Origin of the sequence: Cupriavidus alkaliphilus (genome assembly GCF_900094595.1) — a bacterium.
Taxonomy (GTDB): domain Bacteria; phylum Pseudomonadota; class Gammaproteobacteria; order Burkholderiales; family Burkholderiaceae; genus Cupriavidus; species Cupriavidus alkaliphilus.
In genome coordinates, this window is record NZ_FMAD01000003.1 from 157,622 (window position 1) to 178,248 (window position 20,627).

A 20,627-nucleotide genomic window follows, 5' to 3' on the forward strand; every position below is an offset into this window, starting at 1 on the left:
CCGGCGCGGCGGCCTCAGGCCGCCGGCGCCGGACGCGGCCGGATGCGCCAGGCCGCCAGCATCGCACTGGCGATCACCACGCCCACCGCGAGGAAGGTCTCGTCGAAGGCGCGGATGCGCGCGGCCTGGAGCGCGCTGTCGCCGGCCTGGCCCAGCAACGCGCCATGCTCGGCCAGGCGCCATTGCAGCCCCACCCCCGCCAGGCTCACGCCAATGGCGCCGCCGAGCTGGCGCAGGAAGTTGATGCAGCTCGAACCCTGCGCGATCAGCGTGAAGTCCACGCCGCGCATCGCGCCCAGCGTCAGCGACGGCAGGATGCAGCCCAGGCCGATCCGTCCCAGCACCGCCAGCGCCACCAGCACCAGGTACGGGGTCGCGCGCGAGCCCAGCGCCATCAGCAGGAACGACAACGACAGCAGCGCCAGCCCGAACGACACCTGCACATGCGGCGGGATCCGGTGCGTGAAGCGACCCGCCACCGCAATCGTCAGCGCCAGCACCACGCCCGCCGGGAACAGCACCAGGCCCGCGCGCGACGGCGTGTACTCCAGCGCCATCTGCATATAGACCGGCAACAGGTAGGTCGAACCGAACAGGCCCGCGCCATAGATGAAGGCCACCACCGCCCCGGCCGCGAACTGCCGGTAGCTGTAGAGCCGCATATTCATCAGCGGGTACGCCGCGCGCAGCTGCCACATCACGAAGGCCGCCAGCATCAGCACGCCAAAGCCCGACAGCGCCAGTCCCGCGGGCACGCTCTCGCGCATCTCGACCACGCCGTTGAGCAGGCTGACGGTGGCGATGCCGGCCAGGCCCAGCCCGCGCCAGTCCAGCGGCTGGCGCTCGCCCATCATGATTGAGTCCACCGCCATGAAGCGGCGCGCCATCAGCACCGCCAGCAGCGTCAGCGGCACCACCACGAAGAAGATCGAGCGCCAGCCGAAGGCCTCGACCAGGAAGCCGCCCAGGCTGGGCCCCAGCGCCGGCGCCAGCACCACGCCAAAGCCGAACATGCTGATCGCCTTGCCCTGCTCGCGCTCTTCAAAGACGCGCAGGATCAGGATATTGGGTAGCGGCTGCATGATGCCCGCGGCGATGCCCTCGGCCACGCGCATGGCGATCATCACGCCGTAGGTCGGCGAGAATCCGCCCACCAGCCCGCCCGCGCCCAGCAGCAGCGACGCGCCCAGGAACGTGCGCCGCAGCCCGTAGCGGTTCAGCAGCCAGGGCGTCAGCAGCATCGACAGCGTCATCGCGATCATGAAGCTGGCCGCGACCCATTGCGCGCGCTCCTGACCCAGCGCGAAATGCCGGCTCAGGTCGGGAATGGCCACATTGACGATGGTGGACGAGACGATCGACGAGATCGTGCCCAGCATCAGCGTCGTCAGCACCAGCCAGCGCAGCCGTTCGCCGTAGCGCTCGCGCAGCGCCTGCCGGGTCGGCAGAGCCGGCCGCTGGCCGGAACCCTCCGGCGTGGCGGGGCCCTCGCTCACCCCAGCCGCCCGGTATCGGCGATCTCGCGGATCTTGCGGACGGTGTCGATGTCGGCGGCGTGGTAGGCGGACTTGACGATCTCGGCGTAGCGGTCGTCGCCGCTGGCGTCGACGGCCGGCATGGTGGTGTCGTAGATAAAGCGCAGCAGCAGCGCGCCCGGCGCCGGGGTCTCGATGGCCATGGTCAGCGTGCCGCCGGCATGCTCGGCCGTGGCCGCGGTCTCATAGCGCACCAGCCGGCGCGGCTCGTAGACCACGTGATCTTCGATCGAAGCCTCGCCGAAATGCAGCACGCGGTCGATCCAGTTGTCGCCGCGGCCCACCACTTCGGCGCGGTCCAGGCCCAGCACGAAAAGCTCGGGAGATTCGGCGCGCAGCACCAGGCCCTGCCACACCTGCTCGGCCGTCAGCGGTTCCAGCTGCGGGTTGCCCGGATCATTGATCTCAACCAAGTGCTCAAAACGCAACTTCACTCTCCCATTTGCAATAAGTCGATATTATGAAGTCTCCGCGTATTCGCGAGACCTTTTTGTCTGCGCACTGCAACATGGGCCGACCCGGCCCTTTGGGATATCGGCCAGACTTGCGCCAACTGCAGCTCCCGGACGTCGCGCCCGGCTGAAACATCACTCCTGACAGCAGCTGTCAGGAGACCCGGCGCACAATGCGGCCGCTTTCACACGGAACGCTGCAGGAGGCTGTGATGGAGTTGCTGATCAATATCGATGTCGACGACCTGGCGCGCGGCATCGATTTCTACGCGCAAGGGTTGGGACTGCGGCTGGGCCGCAAGCTGTTCGACGGCTCCGTCGCCGAAATGCTGGGCGGCAATGCCCCGATCTACCTGCTCGCCAAGCCCGCGGGCACGCGCCCGACCACGCGCGCCGCGACCCGGCGCGACTATCGCCGCCACTGGACCCCGGTTCACCTCGATTTCGTCGTCGCCGACCTTGAGCAGGCCATCGAGCGCGCGCTCGAGGCCGGCGCCGAGATCGAAGACTGGCCCCAGGAATTTGCCTGGGGCCGGCAGGCCACGCTGGCGGACCCGTTCGGGCATGGGCTGTGTTTTATCCAATGGAAGGGCCAGGGCTACGGGACTGTCGCCGACTGAGCGGCCTCTCCGCGCGGCGCGGGCGTTTTCGGACAATTCGCCTGTTGCCCGCTGCGCCGGGATGTCACATTTCCATCCAGCGTCGTGCCTGCCTGTTTCCTTGATGCCCGCGGTGTAATAACATTGTGCTGACGCCACGACTGGCCACACCATGAGCAACAAGACATGAAGGCAACGATCCGCAAGATGGGCAACTCGCAAGGTGTCCTGATTCCCAAGGCCATCCTGGCACAGCTGGGTCTGGAGAATGAAGTGGAAATGGAAATCGTGAATGACACGCTGGTGCTGCGCCGGCCCCGGCAGGCACCGCGGCAAGGCTGGGCCGAAGCCAGCCAGCAGATCGCCGCGGCCAGCGACGACACCCTGGTGCTGGGCGAGCTGCCCAACGCCGACGACGCGGAGTTGAAATGGTAGCGCGCGGCGATGTCTGGCTGGTCGCGCTCGATCCCACCGTCGGCAGCGAGATCGAGAAGACGCGTCCCTGCGTCGTCCTGTCGCCGCCCGAGATGCACGACTACCTGCGCACGGTGACGGTGGCGCCGATGACCACCGGAAGCCGGCCGGCACCGTTTCGCATCCCGGTGACCTTCCAGCGCAAGACCGGCCTGATCCTGCTGGACCAGCTGCGCACCGTCGACAAGTCCCGGCTGGTGAAGCGGGCGGGCGGCCTGAGTGACCGAACCGTGGCAGACACCTTGCGGACCTTGCGCGAAGTGTTTGCGGACTGAGTTGCGGCGCCGGGGCATTTAATGCCGGCGGACGGGCGCCGCCTGGCTTCATAAGCTTATGAAAAAGAAATAGACGCCAGAATCGTCCGCGCCGCGCCGTCCGGACGCAATTGCGTTAATCTGTGCGCTCGCTCCGGACAGGCGATCCCTGCTCCGCGATTGCCTCTCACTCGCCACATCACAACAAGATCTTCACCACTCCTATGCGCACGTCTTTCATCAAGCGTTTGGCGGCAGCTGTGTCCGCCGTAGGTTTTATCGCCGCCGGCAGTGCCTCGGCCCAGGAACAGACCATCCGTGTCGGCACGGTCAGCGGACCGGACGCCGAAGTCTGGCAAGTGGTCCAGAAGGTGGCCAAGCGCAATGGCCTGAATGTGAAGGTCGTCGAGTTCAACGACTACGTCCAGCCCAACGCCGCGCTCGACGCCGGCGACCTCGACGCCAACAGCTTCCAGCACCAGCCGTACCTGGACAGCCAGGTGAAGCAGCGCGGCTACAAGATGCAGAGCGTGGGCTACACCTATATCTCGCCGCTGGGCATCTACTCGAAGAACCTGAAGTCGCCGAAGGACCTGCCTCAGGGCGCCAAGGTGGCGGTGCCCAACGACCCTTCCAATGAAAACCGCGCGCTGCTGTTGCTGCAGGCGCAAGGCGTGATCAAGCTCAAGGCCGGCGCCGGCACCAACGGTTCCAATGCCACGCCGCTGGACGTGGCCGAGAACCCCAGGAAGCTGAAGATCGTGGAACTGGACGCGGCCCAGCTGGCGCGCGCGCTGCCCGATGTCGGCGCCGCCGTGATCAACACCAACTACGCGCTCGCCGCCGGCATGCAGCCGACCAGGGACGCGATCGCGCTGGAAGACATCCACAGCCCGTACGCCAACATCATCGTGGTGCGCACCCAGGACAAGGACAAGCCGTGGGTCAAGAAGCTGGTGGCCGCGTACCAGTCGGAAGACGTGCGCCAGTTCATGAAGGCACAGTACAAGGGCGCGATGGTGCCGTCGTTCTGATCGCCGGCGGGCGCCCCGACCGCTGCTTAGCGCGGTCGCCAAAGTTTTTTTCGCACGGCGCCCGCGCAAGGGCTTGCAAATTCCGCCGCCTTCGGTAGAATTCGCGGCTCACCACCTGCCCAGGTGGCGGAATTGGTAGACGCACTAGGTTCAGGTCCTAGCGGTGGCAACACTGTGGAGGTTCGAGTCCTCTCCTGGGCACCAAGTTTCAGGCAGAAGGCCCGCGCGAAAGTGCGGGCCTTCTGCTTTGCAGCGCCGACCATCATTCGCCGCCCGGCGATCGATCGCATACAGTAGTTCTACCTGGCCCCGACACTGCCGTGCCATGGCCTGTTCCGCCTCACAACGGAGAACTACCGTGGGCAAACTGCAAGAGCGTCGCCGTTTCCTGGGAGCCGCGCTGGGCGGCCTGCTGGTCCCCGCGCTGCCGGCGTGCGGCGGCGACGACGACGAGCCGCCGCCCGCGCCCCCGCCGCCCGAGCCGGTCCCCGCGGCACAGATCACTCAGGCCATCGCCCAGCTTGACCAGCTGGTCGCGGACCTGATGACCAGCTCACGCGTGCCCGGGATGGCGGTGGCGGTGGTGCGCGGCAACCAGACTGTTTACGCCAAGGGCTTCGGTCGCCGGCTGGTGACCGATCCTGCGCCGGTCGATGCCGACACGGTATTCCAGCTGGCCTCGGTGTCGAAGTCCATCGGCGCCACGGTGGTGGCGCGCCAGGTAGGCCGTGGCGGCATCGACTGGGATACGCCGGTGCGCACGCACCTGCCCTGGTTCACGCTGGCCGATGCCGAGGTGTCGGCGGCCGTCACCATCGGCGACCTCTACGCCCACCGTTCAGGCCTGCCGGACCACGCCGGCGACCGTCTCGAAGACATGGGCTACGACCGCCAGCAAGTGCTGACGCGCCTGCGCTTCCTGCCGCTGCATCCGTTCCGCGCGGTCTACGCGTACACCAACTTCGGCATGACCGCGGCCGCCGAAGCCGTTGCCGTCGCCGCCGGCACCGACTGGGCCACGCTGTCGGAACAGGCGCTCTACCGGCCGCTGGGCATGACGCGCACCAGCTCGCGCTTTGCAGACTATGCCGGGCGCGACAACCGCGCGATCGGCCACGTGCGGGTCAACGGCAACTGGGTTCAGGGCACGGCGCGGATGCCCGATGCGCAATCGGCTGCGGGCGGCGTCAGTGCGTCGGTCAACGACATGGCGAAATGGCTGGCGATGCTGCTCGCCAAAGGCGAGTTCGGCGGGCAGCGGGTGGTCGACGCCGCCGCGCTGGCGCCCGCGGTGAGTCCGCAGATGCAGAGCAACCCGCCCGCCGGCGAGCGCCCTGCCGGCTACTATGGCTATGGCTTCAATGTCGGCACGACCGAACTGGGCCTGACCTCGCTCAACCACTCCGGCGCCTTCGCCCTGGGCGCCGCGACCAGCTTCATGGCGGTGCCTGAGCTCGACCTGGCGATCGTGACCCTGACCAACGCGCAGCCCATCGGCGTGCCCGAAACCCTGAGCGCCCAGTTCTTCGACCTGGCGCAATATGGCGCCATCCGCCGCGACTGGGGCAAGCTCTATGGCGATGCGCTGGCACCGCTGCTGGAGCCGGAAGGCCGGCTGGTGGGGCAGCCGCGCCCGGCCAATCCGCTGCCGGCGCGCGCGCTGTCGGTCTACACCGGCACCTACCGCAACGACTACTACGGCCCGCTGCAGGTCGCCGACCAGGGCGGCACGCTGGTGATGACGCTCGGCGCGACGCCGCTGGTGCTGCCGCTGAGCCACTGGGACGGCGATATCTTCACCTTCACGCTCGACAATGAGAACGCCATGCCGGGGACGATCTCGCAGGCCGCGTTTTCCAGCGACCGCGTCTGGCTGGAGTTTTACGACCACGAAGGCCTGGGCATGTTTGCGCGCTAGCGGCCCGGGCTGCGTTGCGTATCGATCCGGCATCGATCCACTCACGGAGGCAGGACATGCTCAGACACCTTGCGAGGATGCTAACCACCCTCTGCGCCCTGCTCGGCGCCTGTGCCGCGCCGACGCCCCCGGCGGACGCGCCGCGCCCGGTAGCGCCCGGCCAGCCCACCGCGGGCAAGACCGAAGTGCTGTGGCTGGGCCAGGCCGCCACGCGCATCACCACGCCGGGCGGCAAGGTCATCGTGATCGACCCGTGGCTGACCAGCAATCCGAAAACCCCGCCCGGTTTCAGGCAGCTGCCCGCGCTCGGCAAGGTCGACCTGATCCTGGTCACGCATGCCCACAATGACCATCTGGGCGATACCCCCGCGCTGGCCCGGCTGACCAATGCACCGGTGTACAACGGCGGCGGCCTGGGCCGGGCGCTGGTCAGCCTGGGCCTGGTGCCGGAGGCGCAGGTGCAGCGCTTCGGCAAGAGCGGCACGGTCATGCCGTTTGGCCCGGCGGGCCCGAAAATTACAGCGGTGCACGCGGAACACTCGTCCGAACTGGCGCTGAAGAACCCGGCCACGGGCAAGGACGAAACCCACTACGGCGGCGAGCCGGTGGGCTACATCATTGAAATGGAGAACGGCTTCCGCATCTGGCACATGGGCGATACCGGACTGTTCGGCGACATGCGCCTGATCGGCGAGATCTACAAGCCGGATCTGGTGCTGATCCCGATCGGCGGTTATTCCACCATGGGACCGCAGGATGCCGCGATCGCCGTGCGCGACCTGATCCGGCCCCGCTTCGCGATCCCGATCCACTACCAGACCTCGCCGCAAGCGAGCGGCACGCCGGAGGCATTCAGGACGGCGCTGGGCGCCGGTGCCGCGGCGAGCGTGATCGTGCCGCAGCCGGGAGAAAAGGTCGACTTCTGAGCGCCGGCGTCAGCCGACGCGGTAGCGCCGGATCACTTCCGGATCGGGGTCGAGGCCGAGGCCCGGGCCCGTGGGTAGCGCGATCATGCCGTCGCGCGGCACCACGGCATTGCCAAGCACCTGTGCGGCCATGTCGAAGTACCGCCATTCGATCATGGCGTCGGCATCGCCCAGCGCCGCGGTGGCATGCATGGCGGCCAGCAGCCCGGGGCCGTCGTAGAAGGTATGGACCATCACCTGCGCCTTGTGCGCCCGGGCCAGGGCAAAGACATCGCGCAGGGCGCTGATGCCGCCCATCTTGGCCGGGCTGGGCTGCACCACATCGACGGCACCGAGGCTCAGTAGCTGCTCGAATTCCATCAGCGTGGTGGCATTCTCGCCGGCGGCGAGCGGGATCGCGCAGCGCCGGCGCAGCGCCGCCAGTCCGGCGTAGTTCTCGGGGGGCCACAGCGGCTCTTCCAGCCACCTCAGCGACAAGGGCTGCAGCGCGTGGGCCATGTCGATGGCCTGATGCAGCGTCCATGGGCAGTTCGTATCCAGCGTGATCTCGATATCCGGGCCCGCGGCCGCGCGCGCGGCGCGGATCACGGCCAGGTCGACTTCGTGCAGCTTCAGGCTGCGATAGCCATCGGCGATGGCGCGCCTGACGTTGACCGCGATCGCTTCGGCGTCGGCATAGCGGATCAGGCTGGCGTAGGCCGGCAGCTGCTCGCGCCGGGCCCCGCCTAGCAGCCGGCAGACGGGCAGCCCCGCCGCCTTGCCGCAGAGGTCCCACAGCGCGATATCGAGCGCCGACAGCCCATAGAACAAGGGCCCGCTGCGCCCGAACACATGGAAGCGGCGCTGCAGCTCGAGGCCGATCGCGTCGATCTGACTCGCGTCACGGCCGATGCAGGCCGGCGCCAGCATCTGCTCGATCGCCGCCCTGGCCGCCGGAACACCGACAAAGCCGAAGGTTTCGCCCCAGCCGACCAGGCCGTCATCGGTGCTCACCTTGAGCAGCAGCGAGTCGGCGGCCTGCATGCCGGCCCCGCCCCAGACGCCCGCGGCCGACACGCCGCCGACCGTGAACGGAATGCGCAGGGCGATGGCTTCGATGCTGGCGATCTTCATGGCGCGCTCCTTCCTGCCGCGGCGGGCCCGGCGACGCCGGTGGCCATGCCGCAGGACTTCAATATAGGCCAGAAGCCGGGTGGCCCGGCATGAGCGCGCGCCACCGCCGCGCGTTGCGGCCACCCTGTGGAATCCCACAGGGTTGGCGCGCCACCCTGCCCGCCTTTCACTATTCTCGCCCGTGGCAATTCGCGCCAGCTGCAGGCGCCGCGTCCACTGCGGCCTCCACGGCGCCGTCATGCCGGCCCGGGCGCGAATTGATCGTTGAAGAACAAGATCCGAAAGGGAAGACTCAATGCGTAAGACAATTTTGCTGATGGCGGTTTGCGCGGCGCTGTCCGCGTGCGGCGGGGACGATAACAGCACGACACCCAACCCCGGCAACCCTGGCACCCCGGGCACCCCCGGAACGCCTGGCAACCCCGGCAACCCTGGCCCCGGCAACCCCGGCACGCCCACGCCTGCGGGCTGGACCGATCCGGCGCCCTTCAGCGAGGCCGGCGCGGGCAATGTCAACGTCGCCATCGATGCCGCGGGCAACGCCATCGCGGTCTGGATGCAGCTCGATGCGGGCACCGCCAACGAAAGCGTGCTGGCAAGCCGCTACGTGCCGGGATCCGGCTGGAGCGCGCCGGTGGCGCTGGAGAACGACGCCGCCGGCGCCACCGACGGTCCGCAGATCGCGATAGACCGCGCCAGCGGCCGCGCCATGGTGGTGTGGGCTCAGCTGACCAGCGCGGGCGCCTATGACATCTGGGCCAGGCCCTTCGATCCGGCCGCCGGCTGGGGCACGCTGGCGCGCATCGAGGCCGGCGCTGGCCTGGCCGCGCAGCCGCAGGTCGGCATGGACAGCAGCGGCAACGCGATCGCGGTGTGGAGCCAGCGCGACGGTCAGTTCGGCCCGTTCAAGATCGTCGCGAACCGCTACACCGCCGCCAGCGGCTGGGGCACGGAATCGATGTTCGCGACCCCCAATGACACCGGCATCCAGAACCTGCGCCCGCAGGTTGCCGTGGCGCCCTCGGGCGAGGCGATTGCCGTGTGGGAACTGACCGACCTGGCCAGCAACGGCATCTGGACCAGCCGCTTCAGCGGCGGCAGCTGGGACGCGCCCAGCGAACTGGTGCGCGACGACAGCATCGACCGCTCGCTCGGCTATCCCGCCATCGCCATGGACGGCAGCGGCAACGCCACGCTGGTATGGGGCCAATCCGATGTCGCCAACGGCACCGCGGCAAGCACGCTCTACGCCAGGCGCTTTACCTCGGCCTGGCAGAACCCCGTCGCGGTGGCGCCGCCGGCGGCCGAAGCCTTTATCAGCAAGGCGCGGCTGTCGGTCAATGCGCGCGGCGACGCCATGGTGGCCTGGGGCCGCAGCGACAACACGCTGGTGGCCAGCGTCGCGCCGGCCAACGGCGCCTGGGGCACCGCGACCGTGCTGCTCGGCGCCAGCACGCGCACGCCCAGCCTGCCGACGGTCGGCCTGGACGGCGCCGGCAACGGCTTTGTCGCCTGGACCCAGGAGCCCGACGGCAGCAGCGTGGCCGACCTGTGGACCAACCGCTATGTCGCCGGCACCGGCTGGGGCACCCCTGCGCTGGGCGAGAGCTACGGCGACAGCGCCGCGATCCCCGCCCTGGCGGTAAACGAAAAAGGCAATGCGGCGCTGGTCTGGAACCAGTGGAGCGACGCCGGCACCCGTATCGCCGGCCGCTATTACACGCCGGCCAACTGACGCGCGCTTGTCGCGCTGGCTCGAGCCCCGGGGGAGGTGTTGCCCCCGGGGCTTGTGCGCGTGAGCGGCAGACCGCCCGGTCAACGCCGCGGCGGTGTCAGATGGAAAGCAGCCCCAGCGCCACCGCGCGCGCGCAGGTGGCCTGGCGCCCGCGCGTATTGAGCTTGTCGGCGGCAACGTTCAGGTGGAAGTAGACGGTGCTCTCGCTGATGCCGAGGATGGTGGAGATCTCCCATGTGGTCTTGCCGATCGCCGCCCAGTGCAGGATCTCGCGCTGGCGCCGGCTCAGCGCCGGGCGCGCGGCGTCGCCTTGCAGCCGCCGCAGCGCCGAATGCAGGCAGTGCGCAAAATAGCTCATCGGTGCCAGCGTGGTGCGCAGCGCGCGCAGGTCGGAGGTAGCATCGGTGGTCAGCGTCATGAAGGCCCAGTCTATTCCCGGCGTCCATAGCGGAATGGTCAGGCCCGCGTTGAGCCCGTGCTCGCCCGCGCTGCGCAGCAGCTTGCGCGCGCTCTGTCCGATATCGCGGCGCGTGTGGTCGACCTCGCCCAGCGCATTCCACGACGTCGCCGGCATGCCCGCGCGCACGTGCGCCACGCGCGCGTCGCCATCCTCGTGCCGCTTCGCGCGCAGCGGCTCGTAGCGCGCACGGGCCCAGTCCGCCGGAAAATCGTGGAAGCAGACGAAGTCGTTGTCGTCCTGCGGACCGAGCGCGGGCTGCTTCATGACGTAGGCATGGTGGTTGAAGCCCATGGCCCGGGCCGCGCGCAGCGCGACCTGTGCGACTTCCTGCGGCGTGCGCGCATTCAGCACGGTCTCGGCGTATTGCCAGTCACGGAGTGGATCTACCTTCATGCACTCTCCGGCAGGATGCGCGCCCGTCGCGGGTGCGATCGTGAAGACGCAGCCGCGCGGCAACTGGCCGCCGGCCGATGAAGCTTGCAAGGGTAGGCAAATTCCGGCGCCGATGGAACGCCCCGTTCGGGGGAAGCGCTTCGGCTCGCGCGGGCCGCGCGCCGCCTGGCTAAGGCTTCCACCCCGGCAGCGCCGCGGCCTGCCGGATCCAGTGCGCCAGCAGCGCCTCGTCGAAGTCCTCGCCTTCGTGGATATGGAAATAGCGCGTGTCCTTGTCCCTGGATTCGACCGGCGGCACGGGATCCAGCGACATGCCGCGAAAAAACGTCACCTTGATGTAGCGGGTCATGCAATGGAAGCTGAGAAACCAGCCCTGCCCCGCCCTGCCATAGAACGGCGAATTCCAGCGCACCGCCTTGTTCACATCGGGCACGTTGCGCTCGACCAGTGCATCCAGGCGCCGGCCCGCGTGCTGCTTCCAGCCCGGCATCGCCGCGAGATAGGCTTGCACCGGCGCATCGCCATCGCCTTTCGGAATCTGCGGATTGCCGCCTGCCAGCAGCACCGGCTTGCCGGTGGCGGGCCGGGTGGCGGCTTTCCGCTGAGGCTTGCGCGCACCCCCTGCCGGGGTCCGGGACGTGCTGTTGGCCATGGCTGAACTCCCCCGATTGACGTTGGTCGGCGAGACCGCACTGAGCGGCTATGATAAGCCGGTCAGCCAGAACCTTGAGGAACGAGCATCGATGAATCCGTCTGAACAGATCGACCAGCTGATCGCGGGCCTGGCCGACTGGCGCGGCCAGACCCTGGCCAGCCTGCGCAAGGCCATCCTCGCCGCCGACAGCGGCATCGTCGAGGAATGGAAATGGATGGGCAGCCCGGTATGGTCGCGCGACGGCATGATCGCGGTCGCCAACGCCCACAAGGCCAAGGTGAAGATTACCTTTACCAACGGCGCCAGCCTGCCCGACCCGGACCATCTTTTCAACGCCGGCCTGGGCGGCAACAAATGGCGCGCGATCGACCTGGCCGAGGGCGACAAGATCGACGCACGCGCGCTCAAGGCCCTGGTCCGCGCCGCGATCGCTTTCAACCAGGGCAAGGCGAAGAAAAAAGCGCCGGCGCGCAGCCGGGCAAAGGCCAGCCAGCAAGACGACGCGTGAAGCGCCGGAGGTTCAGCTTCCCTCGATCTTGAACCCGATATCCTTGATGAACTGCCCCCAGCGCGCATGGTCGGCGCGGATCTGCGTGGCGAACGCATCGGGCGTGACCGCCTGCGGCGGCAGCACGCCCACGCCCGCCAGCCGCTTCTGGTAGGCGGGATCGGCCAGCACCTTGCGCACCGCGCCGGAGACCGCCTCCACCGTCTCGCGGGGCATCGCCTTGGGGCCAAACAGCGCGAAATAGCCGCTCAGCCGCTCCATCTCGGGGTAGCCCAGTTCGCGGAACGTGGGCGCGCCGGGCGCGAGTTCCGAGCGCTCCGGGATGGTGGTGGCCAGCACCTTGGTCTTGCCGGCCTGGTACAACGGCACGCCGGTGGTCAGGCCGTCGATCATCAGCGGCACCACGCCGCCCACCAGGTCCTGCGTGGCCGGCGCCGACCCCTTGTACAGCACCGGTTCGAGGTTGGTGCCGGCGAGCCGGTTGAACAGCAGCGGGCCGAAGTGCGACGACGTGCCCGGACCGTACGAGGCCGAGTGGATCGGCTTGCCCGGATTCGCCTTGGCGTAGGCGACCAGTTCCTTCAGCGTGTTATACGGCGCGTCCTTGTTGGCGGCCATCAGCACCGGCGCGCGGCCGAGTTCGGCGAGCGCGGTCAGGTCGGTCAAGGGATCGTAGGGCACGCGGTTGATATGCGCGCCCGAGGTGGCCGAAGAGCCCAGCGTCACCAGCAGGGTCTGGCCGTCGTTCTTTGCGCGGATCACGTCCTGCGTGGCCGGAATGGTGGCACCTCCGGGCTTGTTCTCCACCACCACCGCCTGCCCGGTCACGCGCGCGAGGTAGTCGGCGAACAGGCGCGCCACCACGTCGGTGCCGCCGCCCGGCGGATAGGCCACCACCAGCCGGATGGCGCGGGCGGGCCACTGCTGGGCCAGGGCGTGCGGCGCCACGCCGGCCGCCACCGCGAGTGCCGCGGTGCCAAGGAACTGTCGACGATCCATAGATGAAGTCTCCGCGTTATCGTTGTGCGCCGCACCGGCGGCAGGTCTTTCATCTTAGTGAGGGTTCAGGCCGGGGACACGCCCGGGTTTCCACCATGCGCGGCGCCGGCAGTGGCCCGCGGCGGCCCGAACCGTTCCGCATAGATGCCCGCCACCCAGTCGACAAAGACCCGTACGCGCGGCGCCAGCTGGCGGTGGAACGGATACAGCGCCGACACCGGCAGGTCCGGGCATGGCCAGGCCTCCAGCACCGGCACCAGCCGCCCGGCGCGCAAATGGTCTTCGACGCGGAAGCGCGGCACCTGGATCAGGCCGCAGCCGGCCAGCGCCGCGCTGGTATAGCACTCGGCATCGCTGACTGAAATCCAGCCGCTGGCCCGGAACGCGCGCACCTCGCCATCGACGGTCAGGGTGAACGGGTAGCGGTTGTCATGGTTGCGGGAAAAGAAGCCCACGCCGACGTGTTCGCCCAGGTGCGACGGATGCCGCGGCGTGCCGTGCGCCGCCAGGTACGCGGGGCTGGCGCACAACACCTCGGGCATCTCCGCCAGGCGCCGCGCCACCAGCGACGAATCGCGCGGCCGGCCGGCGCGCACCACGCAATCGATGCCCTCGCCGATCAGGTCGACCAGGCGGTCGCCGCTGCTGATGACCAGGTCGATATGCGGATAACGCGCGCGGAACTCGCCGATGCGCGGCAGGATGATCAGCGTGGCATGGGTGCCATGCAGGTCCAGCCGCAGCGTGCCGCGCGGGTCGGCCACCTGGGTGCTGAGCGAGGTCTCGGCATCTTCCAGCGCCTGCAGCACGCGCTTGCCGCGCTCATAGAAGGCCTGCCCGTCCAGCGTCGGGCGCACCTGCCGCGTGGTGCGCTCCAGCAGCCGGGCGCCGACGCGCGCCTCGAGTTCCTTGATCGCGTGGGTCGCCGTGGCGCGCGGCATGTCCAGCGCGCTGGCGGCGCGGGTGAACGAGCCCAGTTCCACGATCCGGGTGAAGAGTTGCAGCGCGTCGAAGCGGTCCATGCGGGGTCGGCCTGTGATGGGAAACGGTCACCCGGGATTGGAATCAGCTTCGACGCCTGCGTCAAGCCACGGCCAGCGGCGCCTGGCGCCCGCCCGGGCCGGGCACGTGCAAAAGCGCCGGGCATCGATTTTGCTGGCCTATATTTCAATAGTCATTTTCCGCCGCGCCGCGCTCCCGGAGCCGTGCCGCCATGTGACGACAATGAAATCCGCTCAGCACCCCGGAGGTGGATTATGAGCGCCGTGCCCGAGCCGCAAGTGGCCGACAGCACTACGGCCCCCGGCAAACGCCCCGCCACGTCCACGCGGCACGTCTGGACCCGCTATTGGGTGATCGCCAAACCCTACTGGGTCTCGCAGGAGCGTTGGAAGGCCGCCAGCCTGCTGCTGGTGCTGATCCTGCTGCTGCTGGGCCAGACCCAGGCCGAGGTGCTGATCAACGAGCAGACCGGCGAATTCACCTCGGCGCTGGCGGCGCGCGACGCCGACCGTTTCTGGGCCTCGATCCGCACCTGCCTGTACATCCTGATCGTCGCCATTCCCGTCTATGCGGTCTATTACTACATCCGCAACACGCTGGGCCTGCACTGGCGGCGCTGGATGACCCACCATTACCTGGACGGATATTTCAAGAACCGCATTTTCTACAAGCTCAATGCGGATGCCGGCATCGACAATCCCGACCAGCGCATCTCCGAGGATATCAACACCTTTACGCGGCAGTCGCTGTTCTTCCTGTCGATCGGCATCGGCGCGCTGCTGCAGCTGATTGCGTTCAGCGCGGTGCTGTGGATGATCTCCAGGGAACTGGTCTATTTCCTGGTGGTGTACGCGATCGCCGGCACCTTTGTCTCGATCGCCTGTTTCGGGCGGGTGCTGATCGGCCTGAACTTCTACCAGCTCAAGCGCGAGGCCGACTTCCGCTTCAGCCTGATCCGCGTGCGCGAGAACGCCGAGTCGATTGCGTTCTATCGCGGCGAGCCGCAGGAGTCCTCCCATGTCCGCGGGCGCTTCGGCAAGGCGTTCCAGAACTTCGAGCGGCTTATCAAGTGGCAGCTGGGACTGAACATGTTCCAGTATGGCTATGGCTTCCTGACCATCCTGCTGCCCAGCGCGATCGTGGCCTCGCGCGTGCTGGACGGCGAGCTCGAGGTCGGCAGCGCGATCCGCGCCGCGGGTGCCTTCGCCGCCGTGCTGAACGCGCTGACGGTGATCGTCGACAACTTTGAAGACCTGAGCCGGTTCGTGGCCGGGCTCGATCGCCTGGACACGTTCTCCAGCACCCTGACCGGGAAAAAGACGACCGCGCCGCGGGCTGCCGCCACCATCGAGTCCCGCCAGGACTCGCGGCTCGCGCTGGAACATGTCACGCTGCAGACGCCCAACCAGGAGCGCACGCTGGTCACCGACCTCAGCGTGTCGATCCCTCCCGGCGAGGGACTGCTGATCGTAGGCGCCAGCGGCGGCGGCAAGAGTTCGCTGATGCGCGCGATCGCGGGCTTGTGGAACAGCGGCACCGGCCGCATCGTGCGGCCGGCGCCGCAGGACATGCTGTTCCTGCCGCAGCATCCCTACATGGTGGTCGGCAGCCTGCGCAGCCAGCTGCTCTACCCCAACCATGTCGGCCGGCACGTTGCCGACGACGAGCTGCTGCAATTGCTGGATACCGTCAACCTGCGCGACATCGCCGGCCGCTTCGGCGGACTCGACACGGAAGTGGACTGGAGCAAGGTGCTGTCGCTGGGCGAGCAGCAGCGGCTGACCATCGCGCGCGTGCTGCTGGCCCGGCCGCGCTATGTGATGCTGGACGAAGCCACCAGCGCCCTCGACATCAGCAACGAAGATGCGCTGTACCAGTTGCTGGCGGGCTTGCAGGCGACGCTGGTCAGCGTCAGCCACCGGCCCACGCTGCTGAAGTACCACCACCAGGTGCTGGAACTGCCGGGCGACGGCACCTGGCGGCTGCATCCGGCAAAGGATTACCGATTCGGCTGGTAGCGGGCGGGACACCGGCAGCGCCAGCACGCGCGCGGATGCGTTGCGCTATGCTGAACGGATTCCCTTCCGCAGTGCTTACCGGAGACCCACCATGCGCCATCGCCTGTCCGTCTGGCTGGCCGCCACCGCGGCAACCCTGATGTGTGCCTGCGCAACGCTGCAGCCCATGCAGACCGCGCAGAAAATGATCGGCAGCCCGCAGAGCGCCGTGCGCGATACCTTCGGCGCGCCTTCCGAAACCTATCCGCTCGCCAACGGCACCAGCCGCTGGATCTATTCCAAGCAGCCGCTCGGTTTCGAGGTGTATGCCGCGGACTTCGACGCCGGCGGCAAGCTGACCAGCTTCCGCCAGATGCTGACCGAGAACGAAATCTACGCCGCCCGCCCGGGCGTGTGGACCAAGCAGGACGTGGCCGAGCACTTCGGCCTGCCGCGCGAGCCGGTCGAATACTACCCGATGATGAAACGCGAGGCGTGGTCGTACCGGCTCTACGCCGGTGCGTACCAGCCGGCGCACTTCAGCGCGTACTTCGACGAGCGTGGCGTGCTGGACCGCACCATGATCATCGTCGATGCGATCGGCGGGGATGCGCGCGACGGCAGCAAGTAGGCAGCGCTGCCTGGCAGGGTCAATCGGCCGTAATCTTCCCCGCCTCGATGACCTTTTTCCAGCGGGCGAACTCCGACGCCTGGAACGCGGTGAACTGTTCCGGCGTATTGGCCACGATCTCGAAACCGACATCGAGCAGTTTTGCCTTGACTGCCGCATCATTGAGCGCCTCGACGGTGGCGGCATGCAGCTTCGCCCTGATATCCGCGGGAAGGCCTTTGGGCGCCGCCACCGCTTGCCAGGAATAGACCGTCACACCCTTGATGCCGGACTCGTCCATGGTCGGAACGTCGGGCAGGATCGGCGATCGCTTTGTGCTGGTAATGGCGAGCGCGCGCAGCTTGCCCGCCCGGATATGCGGGACCGCGGTATTGATGTTCATGAAGCTGGCGTCGACCTGTGCGCCGATCAGGTCATTCATCGCCGGAGCGCCGCCCTTGTATGGGATGTGGATGCCGGTCGTGCCGGTCTGCTGCCAGAACAATGCCGCGGTGAGGTGGTCGCTGGTGCCGTTTCCCGCGGACGCGAACGTCATCTTGTCGGGATGGGCCTTCGCGTAGGCGATCACATCCTGGAGGTTTTTGAAGCGTGAACCGGCAGGCACCGCCAGCACATTCGGCGCCTGCACCGCGACGCTGATGTAGTCGAAATCCTTGAGCGGATCATAGCCCGCATTCTTCGCCAGATGCGGGCCGATGACAAACGGGCCCAGCGACGAAACGAAGACAGTATAACCATCGGCCGGCGCGCGCCTGACGGCAGCCGCACCGATCATGCCGGCCGCCCCGGGACGGTTGTCGACCACGAAACTGCCGCCGAATTGCGCCTGGAACCTCGCGCTCAGGATGCGCGCGACATTGTCGGTCGAGCCGCCCGCCGGGAAGGGAACCACCAGCGTAACGGGCTTCTCGGGCCACGCCGCGTGCGCGCCGGTCATGGCTGCCGCCAGCAGCACGGATGCAATCAGCTTTTTCATGTTCTGTCTCCTCTTGTGTTCGGTATGACGGGGTACCTCAGCCGCGATCGCCAAACTCGGCCCGGTGTCGCGTCCAGGCTCGGGCTTGCTCGCTGATGGTGACGCCCAGGCCCGGCCTGGTCGGCACGATGATGCGGCCGTCGCGGATCTCCAGCCGCTCGTTGAACAGTGGCTCGAGCCAGTCGAAATGCTCCACCCACGGCTCGCGGGGATAGGCCGCGGCAAGATGCACGTGCAACTCCATGGCAAAGTGCGGTGCGATCATCAGGCCCGCCTGCTCGGCCATGGCCGCAACCTTCAGGAACGGGGTGATGCCGCCCACCCGGGGCGCATCCGGCATCAGGTAATCGGCGGCGCGGTGGCGGATCAGGTCCCAGTGTTCGGCCGCGCTGGCCAGCATTTCACCGGTCGCGATCGGAGTATCGAACTGGGCCGCCAGCGCGGCATGGCCTTCATGGTCGTAGGCGTCGAGCGGCTCCTCGATCCAGACGAGGTTGAACGACTCAAAGGTGCGGCACATGCGCTGCGCCGTGGGACGATCCCACTGCTGGTTGGCATCGACCATCAGCGGCACCGCCTCCCCCAGTTGCTCGCGCACCGCGGCAACCCGCCTGATGTCGAGTGCGCCGTCGGGCTGGCCCACCTTCAGCTTGATGCCGCCGATGCCGCGCGCCACCGACGCCGCCGCATTGACCAGCAACTGGTCCAGCGGCGTATGCAGAAAGCCGCCGGAAGTGTTGTAGCAGCGCACGGCATCTCGCTGCGCCCCGAGCAGCTTTGCCAGCGACAGGCCGGCCCGCCTGGCCTTGAGATCCCACAGCGCCACATCGAAGGCGCCAATCGCCTGGATCGACAATCCACTGCGCCCCACCGATGCCCCGGCCCAGCAGAGCTTGTCCCACAGCCTTGCAATGTCATTGGGATCCTCGCCGATCAGCGCCGGCGCGATTTCACTGGCATGCGCGAACTGTCCGGGACCGCCGGCGCGCTTGGCATAGCTGAAGCCAACGCCCTCCAGGCCGTGGGCGGTCCGGATCTCGGCAAAGAGAATGGCGACCTCGGTCATCGGCTTCTGCCGGCCGGTCAGGACCTTGGCATCGCTGATCGGCGTGGCCAGCGGCAGGTAACACGACGAGAGCCGGATCCAGGCGATGGCATCGGCGGATGGGGTACTGGTACTTGTCATGGCATGCCCAAAAAGGAAAAGGAAAGGTCTCGGCCGCGGCTCGGCCGATCGAATGACAACGTTATCATTCTTCGGCAAGCAAGATTGATATAATCCAACCGTCATCAGTCATTCGGCCTGCGGCAGCCCGTGCAAGCAGGAGCTGCCGCAGTTGCGATGGAGAATGAACGGATGGTAACGTTATCATTTTAACCCGTCAACGGCGCCAGGCAAGGTTGACGCTAGCGATTTACCCTGAGTCAGAACCCGGATGACGAATACGAACCAGCCAAAGTCCGTGACCTTGCATGACGTGGCGCGCGAGGCCGGTGTCTCGCTGATCACCGCCTCGCGCGCACTCAGCAATCCCCGCATGGTGTCCGAGAAGACCATTGCGCGGGTGCAGCAGGCCGTGGCGGCGACCGGCTACATCCCCAATTTGCTCGCCGGCGGACTGAAGTCGAAAAGAAGCCTGATGGTGGCCGCACTAGTGCCGAATATCGCGGTGGCGCAGTTCCTGCCGACGGTCAAGGCGCTGACCGATGCGCTGGACGCGGCCGGCTACCAGTTGATCCTCGGACAAACGGGCTACGACCACGCGCGGGAAGAAGCCTTGCTGGGGACGATGATCAGCCGCCGCCCCGATGGCATCGTGATCACCGGGCTGGTCCACTCGCAGGCAGCCCGCGAGCGTTTGCGCCGCGCAGGGATTCCGGTTGTCGAAACCTGGGACCTCAGTGACCGTCCTGTCGACATGAGCGTGGGCTTTTCGCACGTGAAAGTCGGCAGTTCCGTTGCCGGTTACTTCCTTGGCAAAGGCTGGCGCCGCCTGGGCATTGCCACCGGCGACGATCACCGCGCATCCGTGCGCCGTGAAGGCTTTGTCTCGACGGTGGGGCATGAAGTGCCCACCGTGGTCGTGCCTGCCCCGAGCAGCCTGGCCCTCGGCCGCCAGGCGCTGGCCGGGCTGCTGGCGCAGGATCCGCGCATCCAGGCCATCTACTGCAGTTCCGATCAGCTCGCGCAAGGCGTCATGGTCGAGGCACTTGCGCGCGGCTTGCGCATTCCCGAGGATCTCGCCATCTGTGGCTTCGGCGATGCCGATTTCGCGGCGCACCTGAATCCGTCGTTGACAACGGTGCATGTGGATGGGGCTGCCATCGGCTCCCTGGCGGCGCGCCTGCTGCTCGACCGTTGCCAGGGCAAGGCCGTTGCCGAGCCCGTCATCGACGTCGGCTTCCGCATTATCGAACGGGGATCGACCTGAGGCATCGCGGTGAACGATGCCGTGCCGTGGCGGGACAGCAGCCTTGCCTGCGCTGGTGCTGGTCAGCCCTTCCCTGCCTGCCCGGCTACCGCGACACCGGGCTTGCGCAGCATTTTCTCGACCTCGCCGGCATGCAGCTCCTCCAGCTGGATCAATTGCCGCGCATATTCTTCCAGCGCCACGGAGCGGCCCTCGACCAGGGTCAGCAGTTCACGGTACGCCTCGAGCGCCTGCTGCTCGGTTGCCAGCGATTCACGCAGGATCGCACCGATATCGGTGGTGTGGACGTCCAGCAGTTCACCGATGCCAAGCGAAGGATAGGCGCCCAGTGTGGTTATCCATTCGCCCGCCTGGGGCGCGTGCAGCAACGACTCGTTGGCTTGCTCACGCAGCCACGACACGATGGGAATGCGGCCGAAGCCGAACACCAGGAACGAATAGTGCGTGTAGCGCACCACTCCGGCGAGCTCGGCCTCCAGTATCCGATTGAGTACGCCGACGACCTTTTCCTGTTCGATATCCGCCATGGCAGTA

General features: G+C 67.6%; 21 protein-coding genes and 1 tRNA gene. 12 read left to right on the top strand and 10 right to left on the bottom strand.

Annotation, left to right across the window (positions count from 1 at the left end):
* Positions 1-14: 14 nt before the first annotated feature.
* On the bottom strand, positions 15-1,496 hold the full coding sequence (locus GA0116996_RS07330) for a DHA2 family efflux MFS transporter permease subunit (RefSeq protein ID WP_092308777.1): 1,482 nt from the start codon (positions 1,494-1,496) through the stop codon (positions 15-17).
* Positions 1,493-1,963, bottom strand: coding sequence for an SRPBCC family protein (locus tag GA0116996_RS07335; protein WP_165835128.1), 471 nt, complete (start codon positions 1,961-1,963; stop codon positions 1,493-1,495). The genes GA0116996_RS07330 and GA0116996_RS07335 overlap by 4 nt, the downstream gene beginning before the upstream one ends.
* Positions 1,964-2,199: 236 nt before the next feature.
* Here GA0116996_RS07335 and GA0116996_RS07340 point away from each other — a divergent pair, with 236 nt between their 5' ends.
* The 7 genes from GA0116996_RS07340 (at position 2,200) to GA0116996_RS07370 (ending at position 7,192) form a co-directional block, all read left to right on the top strand.
* Positions 2,200-2,607, top strand: coding sequence for a VOC family protein (locus GA0116996_RS07340; protein ID WP_092308783.1), 408 nt, complete (start codon positions 2,200-2,202; stop codon positions 2,605-2,607).
* Between the two features lie 165 nt (positions 2,608-2,772).
* Positions 2,773-3,021, top strand: a complete 249-nt coding sequence (locus GA0116996_RS07345) for an AbrB/MazE/SpoVT family DNA-binding domain-containing protein (RefSeq protein WP_092308786.1) — start codon at positions 2,773-2,775, stop codon at positions 3,019-3,021.
* Positions 3,015-3,335, top strand: coding sequence for a type II toxin-antitoxin system PemK/MazF family toxin (locus tag GA0116996_RS07350; RefSeq protein WP_092308789.1), 321 nt, complete (start codon positions 3,015-3,017; stop codon positions 3,333-3,335). Before GA0116996_RS07345 ends, GA0116996_RS07350 begins: the two co-directional genes overlap by 7 nt.
* Before the next feature lie 203 nt (positions 3,336-3,538).
* Positions 3,539-4,348 (top strand): MetQ/NlpA family ABC transporter substrate-binding protein, encoded by an 810-nt coding sequence (locus GA0116996_RS07355; protein WP_092308792.1) that lies wholly within the window; start codon positions 3,539-3,541, stop codon positions 4,346-4,348.
* Positions 4,349-4,465: 117 nt separating this feature from the next.
* Positions 4,466-4,552: transfer RNA gene (locus GA0116996_RS07360), tRNA-Leu, on the top strand.
* Between the two features lie 154 nt (positions 4,553-4,706).
* Positions 4,707-6,266 (top strand): serine hydrolase, encoded by a 1,560-nt coding sequence (locus GA0116996_RS07365; RefSeq protein WP_092308795.1) that lies wholly within the window; start codon positions 4,707-4,709, stop codon positions 6,264-6,266.
* A 56-nt stretch (positions 6,267-6,322) separates the two neighbouring features.
* Positions 6,323-7,192 carry a metal-dependent hydrolase gene (locus GA0116996_RS07370; protein WP_092308798.1) on the top strand — a complete coding sequence of 290 codons (870 nt, stop codon included), beginning with the start codon at positions 6,323-6,325 and terminating at the stop codon, positions 7,190-7,192.
* A 9-nt stretch (positions 7,193-7,201) separates the two neighbouring features.
* Here the strand turns inward: GA0116996_RS07370 and GA0116996_RS07375 are convergent, their stop codons facing one another.
* Positions 7,202-8,305 (bottom strand): mandelate racemase/muconate lactonizing enzyme family protein, encoded by a 1,104-nt coding sequence (locus tag GA0116996_RS07375; RefSeq protein WP_092308801.1) that lies wholly within the window; start codon positions 8,303-8,305, stop codon positions 7,202-7,204.
* Between the two features lie 295 nt (positions 8,306-8,600).
* Here GA0116996_RS07375 and GA0116996_RS07380 point away from each other — a divergent pair, with 295 nt between their 5' ends.
* Positions 8,601-10,040 (top strand): hypothetical protein, encoded by a 1,440-nt coding sequence (locus tag GA0116996_RS07380; RefSeq protein WP_141693718.1) that lies wholly within the window; start codon positions 8,601-8,603, stop codon positions 10,038-10,040.
* Between the two features lie 97 nt (positions 10,041-10,137).
* Here GA0116996_RS07380 and GA0116996_RS28430 read toward each other — a convergent pair whose 3' ends face one another.
* Positions 10,138-10,893 carry a helix-turn-helix transcriptional regulator gene (locus GA0116996_RS28430; protein WP_092308807.1) on the bottom strand — a complete coding sequence of 252 codons (756 nt, stop codon included), beginning with the start codon at positions 10,891-10,893 and terminating at the stop codon, positions 10,138-10,140.
* Between the two features lie 169 nt (positions 10,894-11,062).
* Positions 11,063-11,545: a DUF1801 domain-containing protein gene (locus GA0116996_RS07390; protein ID WP_208601237.1), complete on the bottom strand. Its 483-nt coding sequence runs from the start codon at positions 11,543-11,545 to the stop codon at positions 11,063-11,065.
* Between the two features lie 91 nt (positions 11,546-11,636).
* Between GA0116996_RS07390 and GA0116996_RS07395 the strand changes: the two genes are divergently transcribed.
* Positions 11,637-12,056 carry a DUF1801 domain-containing protein gene (locus GA0116996_RS07395; RefSeq protein WP_092308813.1) on the top strand — a complete coding sequence of 140 codons (420 nt, stop codon included), beginning with the start codon at positions 11,637-11,639 and terminating at the stop codon, positions 12,054-12,056.
* Between the two features lie 12 nt (positions 12,057-12,068).
* Here GA0116996_RS07395 and GA0116996_RS07400 read toward each other — a convergent pair whose 3' ends face one another.
* Together GA0116996_RS07400 and GA0116996_RS07405 are read right to left on the bottom strand one after the other, a co-directional pair.
* Positions 12,069-13,055: a Bug family tripartite tricarboxylate transporter substrate binding protein gene (locus GA0116996_RS07400; protein ID WP_092308816.1), complete on the bottom strand. Its 987-nt coding sequence runs from the start codon at positions 13,053-13,055 to the stop codon at positions 12,069-12,071.
* 65 nt (positions 13,056-13,120) lie between these two features.
* The gene (locus GA0116996_RS07405) at positions 13,121-14,077 is read right to left on the bottom strand and encodes a LysR family transcriptional regulator (RefSeq protein WP_092308819.1); all 957 of its coding nucleotides are present in this window, start codon (positions 14,075-14,077) and stop codon (positions 13,121-13,123) included.
* Between the two features lie 234 nt (positions 14,078-14,311).
* Between GA0116996_RS07405 and GA0116996_RS07410 the strand changes: the two genes are divergently transcribed.
* On the top strand, positions 14,312-16,075 hold the full coding sequence (locus tag GA0116996_RS07410) for an ABC transporter ATP-binding protein/permease (RefSeq protein WP_092308822.1): 1,764 nt from the start codon (positions 14,312-14,314) through the stop codon (positions 16,073-16,075).
* 91 nt (positions 16,076-16,166) lie between these two features.
* Positions 16,167-16,685 (top strand): hypothetical protein, encoded by a 519-nt coding sequence (locus tag GA0116996_RS07415; protein ID WP_092308825.1) that lies wholly within the window; start codon positions 16,167-16,169, stop codon positions 16,683-16,685.
* Between the two features lie 19 nt (positions 16,686-16,704).
* Here GA0116996_RS07415 and GA0116996_RS07420 read toward each other — a convergent pair whose 3' ends face one another.
* Positions 16,705-17,661, bottom strand: coding sequence for a Bug family tripartite tricarboxylate transporter substrate binding protein (locus GA0116996_RS07420; protein WP_092308828.1), 957 nt, complete (start codon positions 17,659-17,661; stop codon positions 16,705-16,707).
* A gap of 37 nt (positions 17,662-17,698) precedes the next feature.
* The gene (locus GA0116996_RS07425; protein WP_092308830.1) at positions 17,699-18,847 is read right to left on the bottom strand and encodes an L-talarate/galactarate dehydratase; all 1,149 of its coding nucleotides are present in this window, start codon (positions 18,845-18,847) and stop codon (positions 17,699-17,701) included.
* A gap of 250 nt (positions 18,848-19,097) precedes the next feature.
* Here GA0116996_RS07425 and GA0116996_RS07430 point away from each other — a divergent pair, with 250 nt between their 5' ends.
* Complete coding sequence (locus GA0116996_RS07430) at positions 19,098-20,093, top strand: LacI family DNA-binding transcriptional regulator (RefSeq protein ID WP_092308833.1); 996 nt, start codon at positions 19,098-19,100, stop codon at positions 20,091-20,093.
* A 62-nt stretch (positions 20,094-20,155) separates the two neighbouring features.
* On the opposite strand, the gene GA0116996_RS07435 is transcribed toward GA0116996_RS07430, so the two are convergent.
* Complete coding sequence (locus GA0116996_RS07435) at positions 20,156-20,620, bottom strand: ferritin-like domain-containing protein (RefSeq protein WP_092308836.1); 465 nt, start codon at positions 20,618-20,620, stop codon at positions 20,156-20,158.
* Positions 20,621-20,627: the final 7 nt, after the last annotated feature.

Coding starts and splice junctions, on each gene's coding strand:
- GA0116996_RS07340 (WP_092308783.1), top strand. CDS start 2,200: ATGGAGTTGCTGATCAATATCGATGTCGACGACCTGGCGCGCGGCATC.
- GA0116996_RS07345 (WP_092308786.1), top strand. CDS start 2,773: ATGAAGGCAACGATCCGCAAGATGGGCAACTCGCAAGGTGTCCTGATT.
- GA0116996_RS07350 (WP_092308789.1), top strand. CDS start 3,015: ATGGTAGCGCGCGGCGATGTCTGGCTGGTCGCGCTCGATCCCACCGTC.
- GA0116996_RS07355 (WP_092308792.1), top strand. CDS start 3,539: ATGCGCACGTCTTTCATCAAGCGTTTGGCGGCAGCTGTGTCCGCCGTA.
- GA0116996_RS07370 (WP_092308798.1), top strand. CDS start 6,323: ATGCTCAGACACCTTGCGAGGATGCTAACCACCCTCTGCGCCCTGCTC.
- GA0116996_RS07375 (WP_092308801.1), bottom strand. CDS start 8,305: ATGAAGATCGCCAGCATCGAAGCCATCGCCCTGCGCATTCCGTTCACG.
- GA0116996_RS07380 (WP_141693718.1), top strand. CDS start 8,601: ATGCGTAAGACAATTTTGCTGATGGCGGTTTGCGCGGCGCTGTCCGCG.
- GA0116996_RS28430 (WP_092308807.1), bottom strand. CDS start 10,893: ATGAAGGTAGATCCACTCCGTGACTGGCAATACGCCGAGACCGTGCTG.
- GA0116996_RS07390 (WP_208601237.1), bottom strand. CDS start 11,545: ATGGCCAACAGCACGTCCCGGACCCCGGCAGGGGGTGCGCGCAAGCCT.
- GA0116996_RS07395 (WP_092308813.1), top strand. CDS start 11,637: ATGAATCCGTCTGAACAGATCGACCAGCTGATCGCGGGCCTGGCCGAC.
- GA0116996_RS07400 (WP_092308816.1), bottom strand. CDS start 13,055: ATGGATCGTCGACAGTTCCTTGGCACCGCGGCACTCGCGGTGGCGGCC.
- GA0116996_RS07405 (WP_092308819.1), bottom strand. CDS start 14,077: ATGGACCGCTTCGACGCGCTGCAACTCTTCACCCGGATCGTGGAACTG.
- GA0116996_RS07410 (WP_092308822.1), top strand. CDS start 14,312: ATGAGCGCCGTGCCCGAGCCGCAAGTGGCCGACAGCACTACGGCCCCC.
- GA0116996_RS07415 (WP_092308825.1), top strand. CDS start 16,167: ATGCGCCATCGCCTGTCCGTCTGGCTGGCCGCCACCGCGGCAACCCTG.
- GA0116996_RS07420 (WP_092308828.1), bottom strand. CDS start 17,661: ATGAAAAAGCTGATTGCATCCGTGCTGCTGGCGGCAGCCATGACCGGC.
- GA0116996_RS07425 (WP_092308830.1), bottom strand. CDS start 18,847: ATGACAAGTACCAGTACCCCATCCGCCGATGCCATCGCCTGGATCCGG.
- GA0116996_RS07430 (WP_092308833.1), top strand. CDS start 19,098: ATGACGAATACGAACCAGCCAAAGTCCGTGACCTTGCATGACGTGGCG.
- GA0116996_RS07435 (WP_092308836.1), bottom strand. CDS start 20,620: ATGGCGGATATCGAACAGGAAAAGGTCGTCGGCGTACTCAATCGGATA.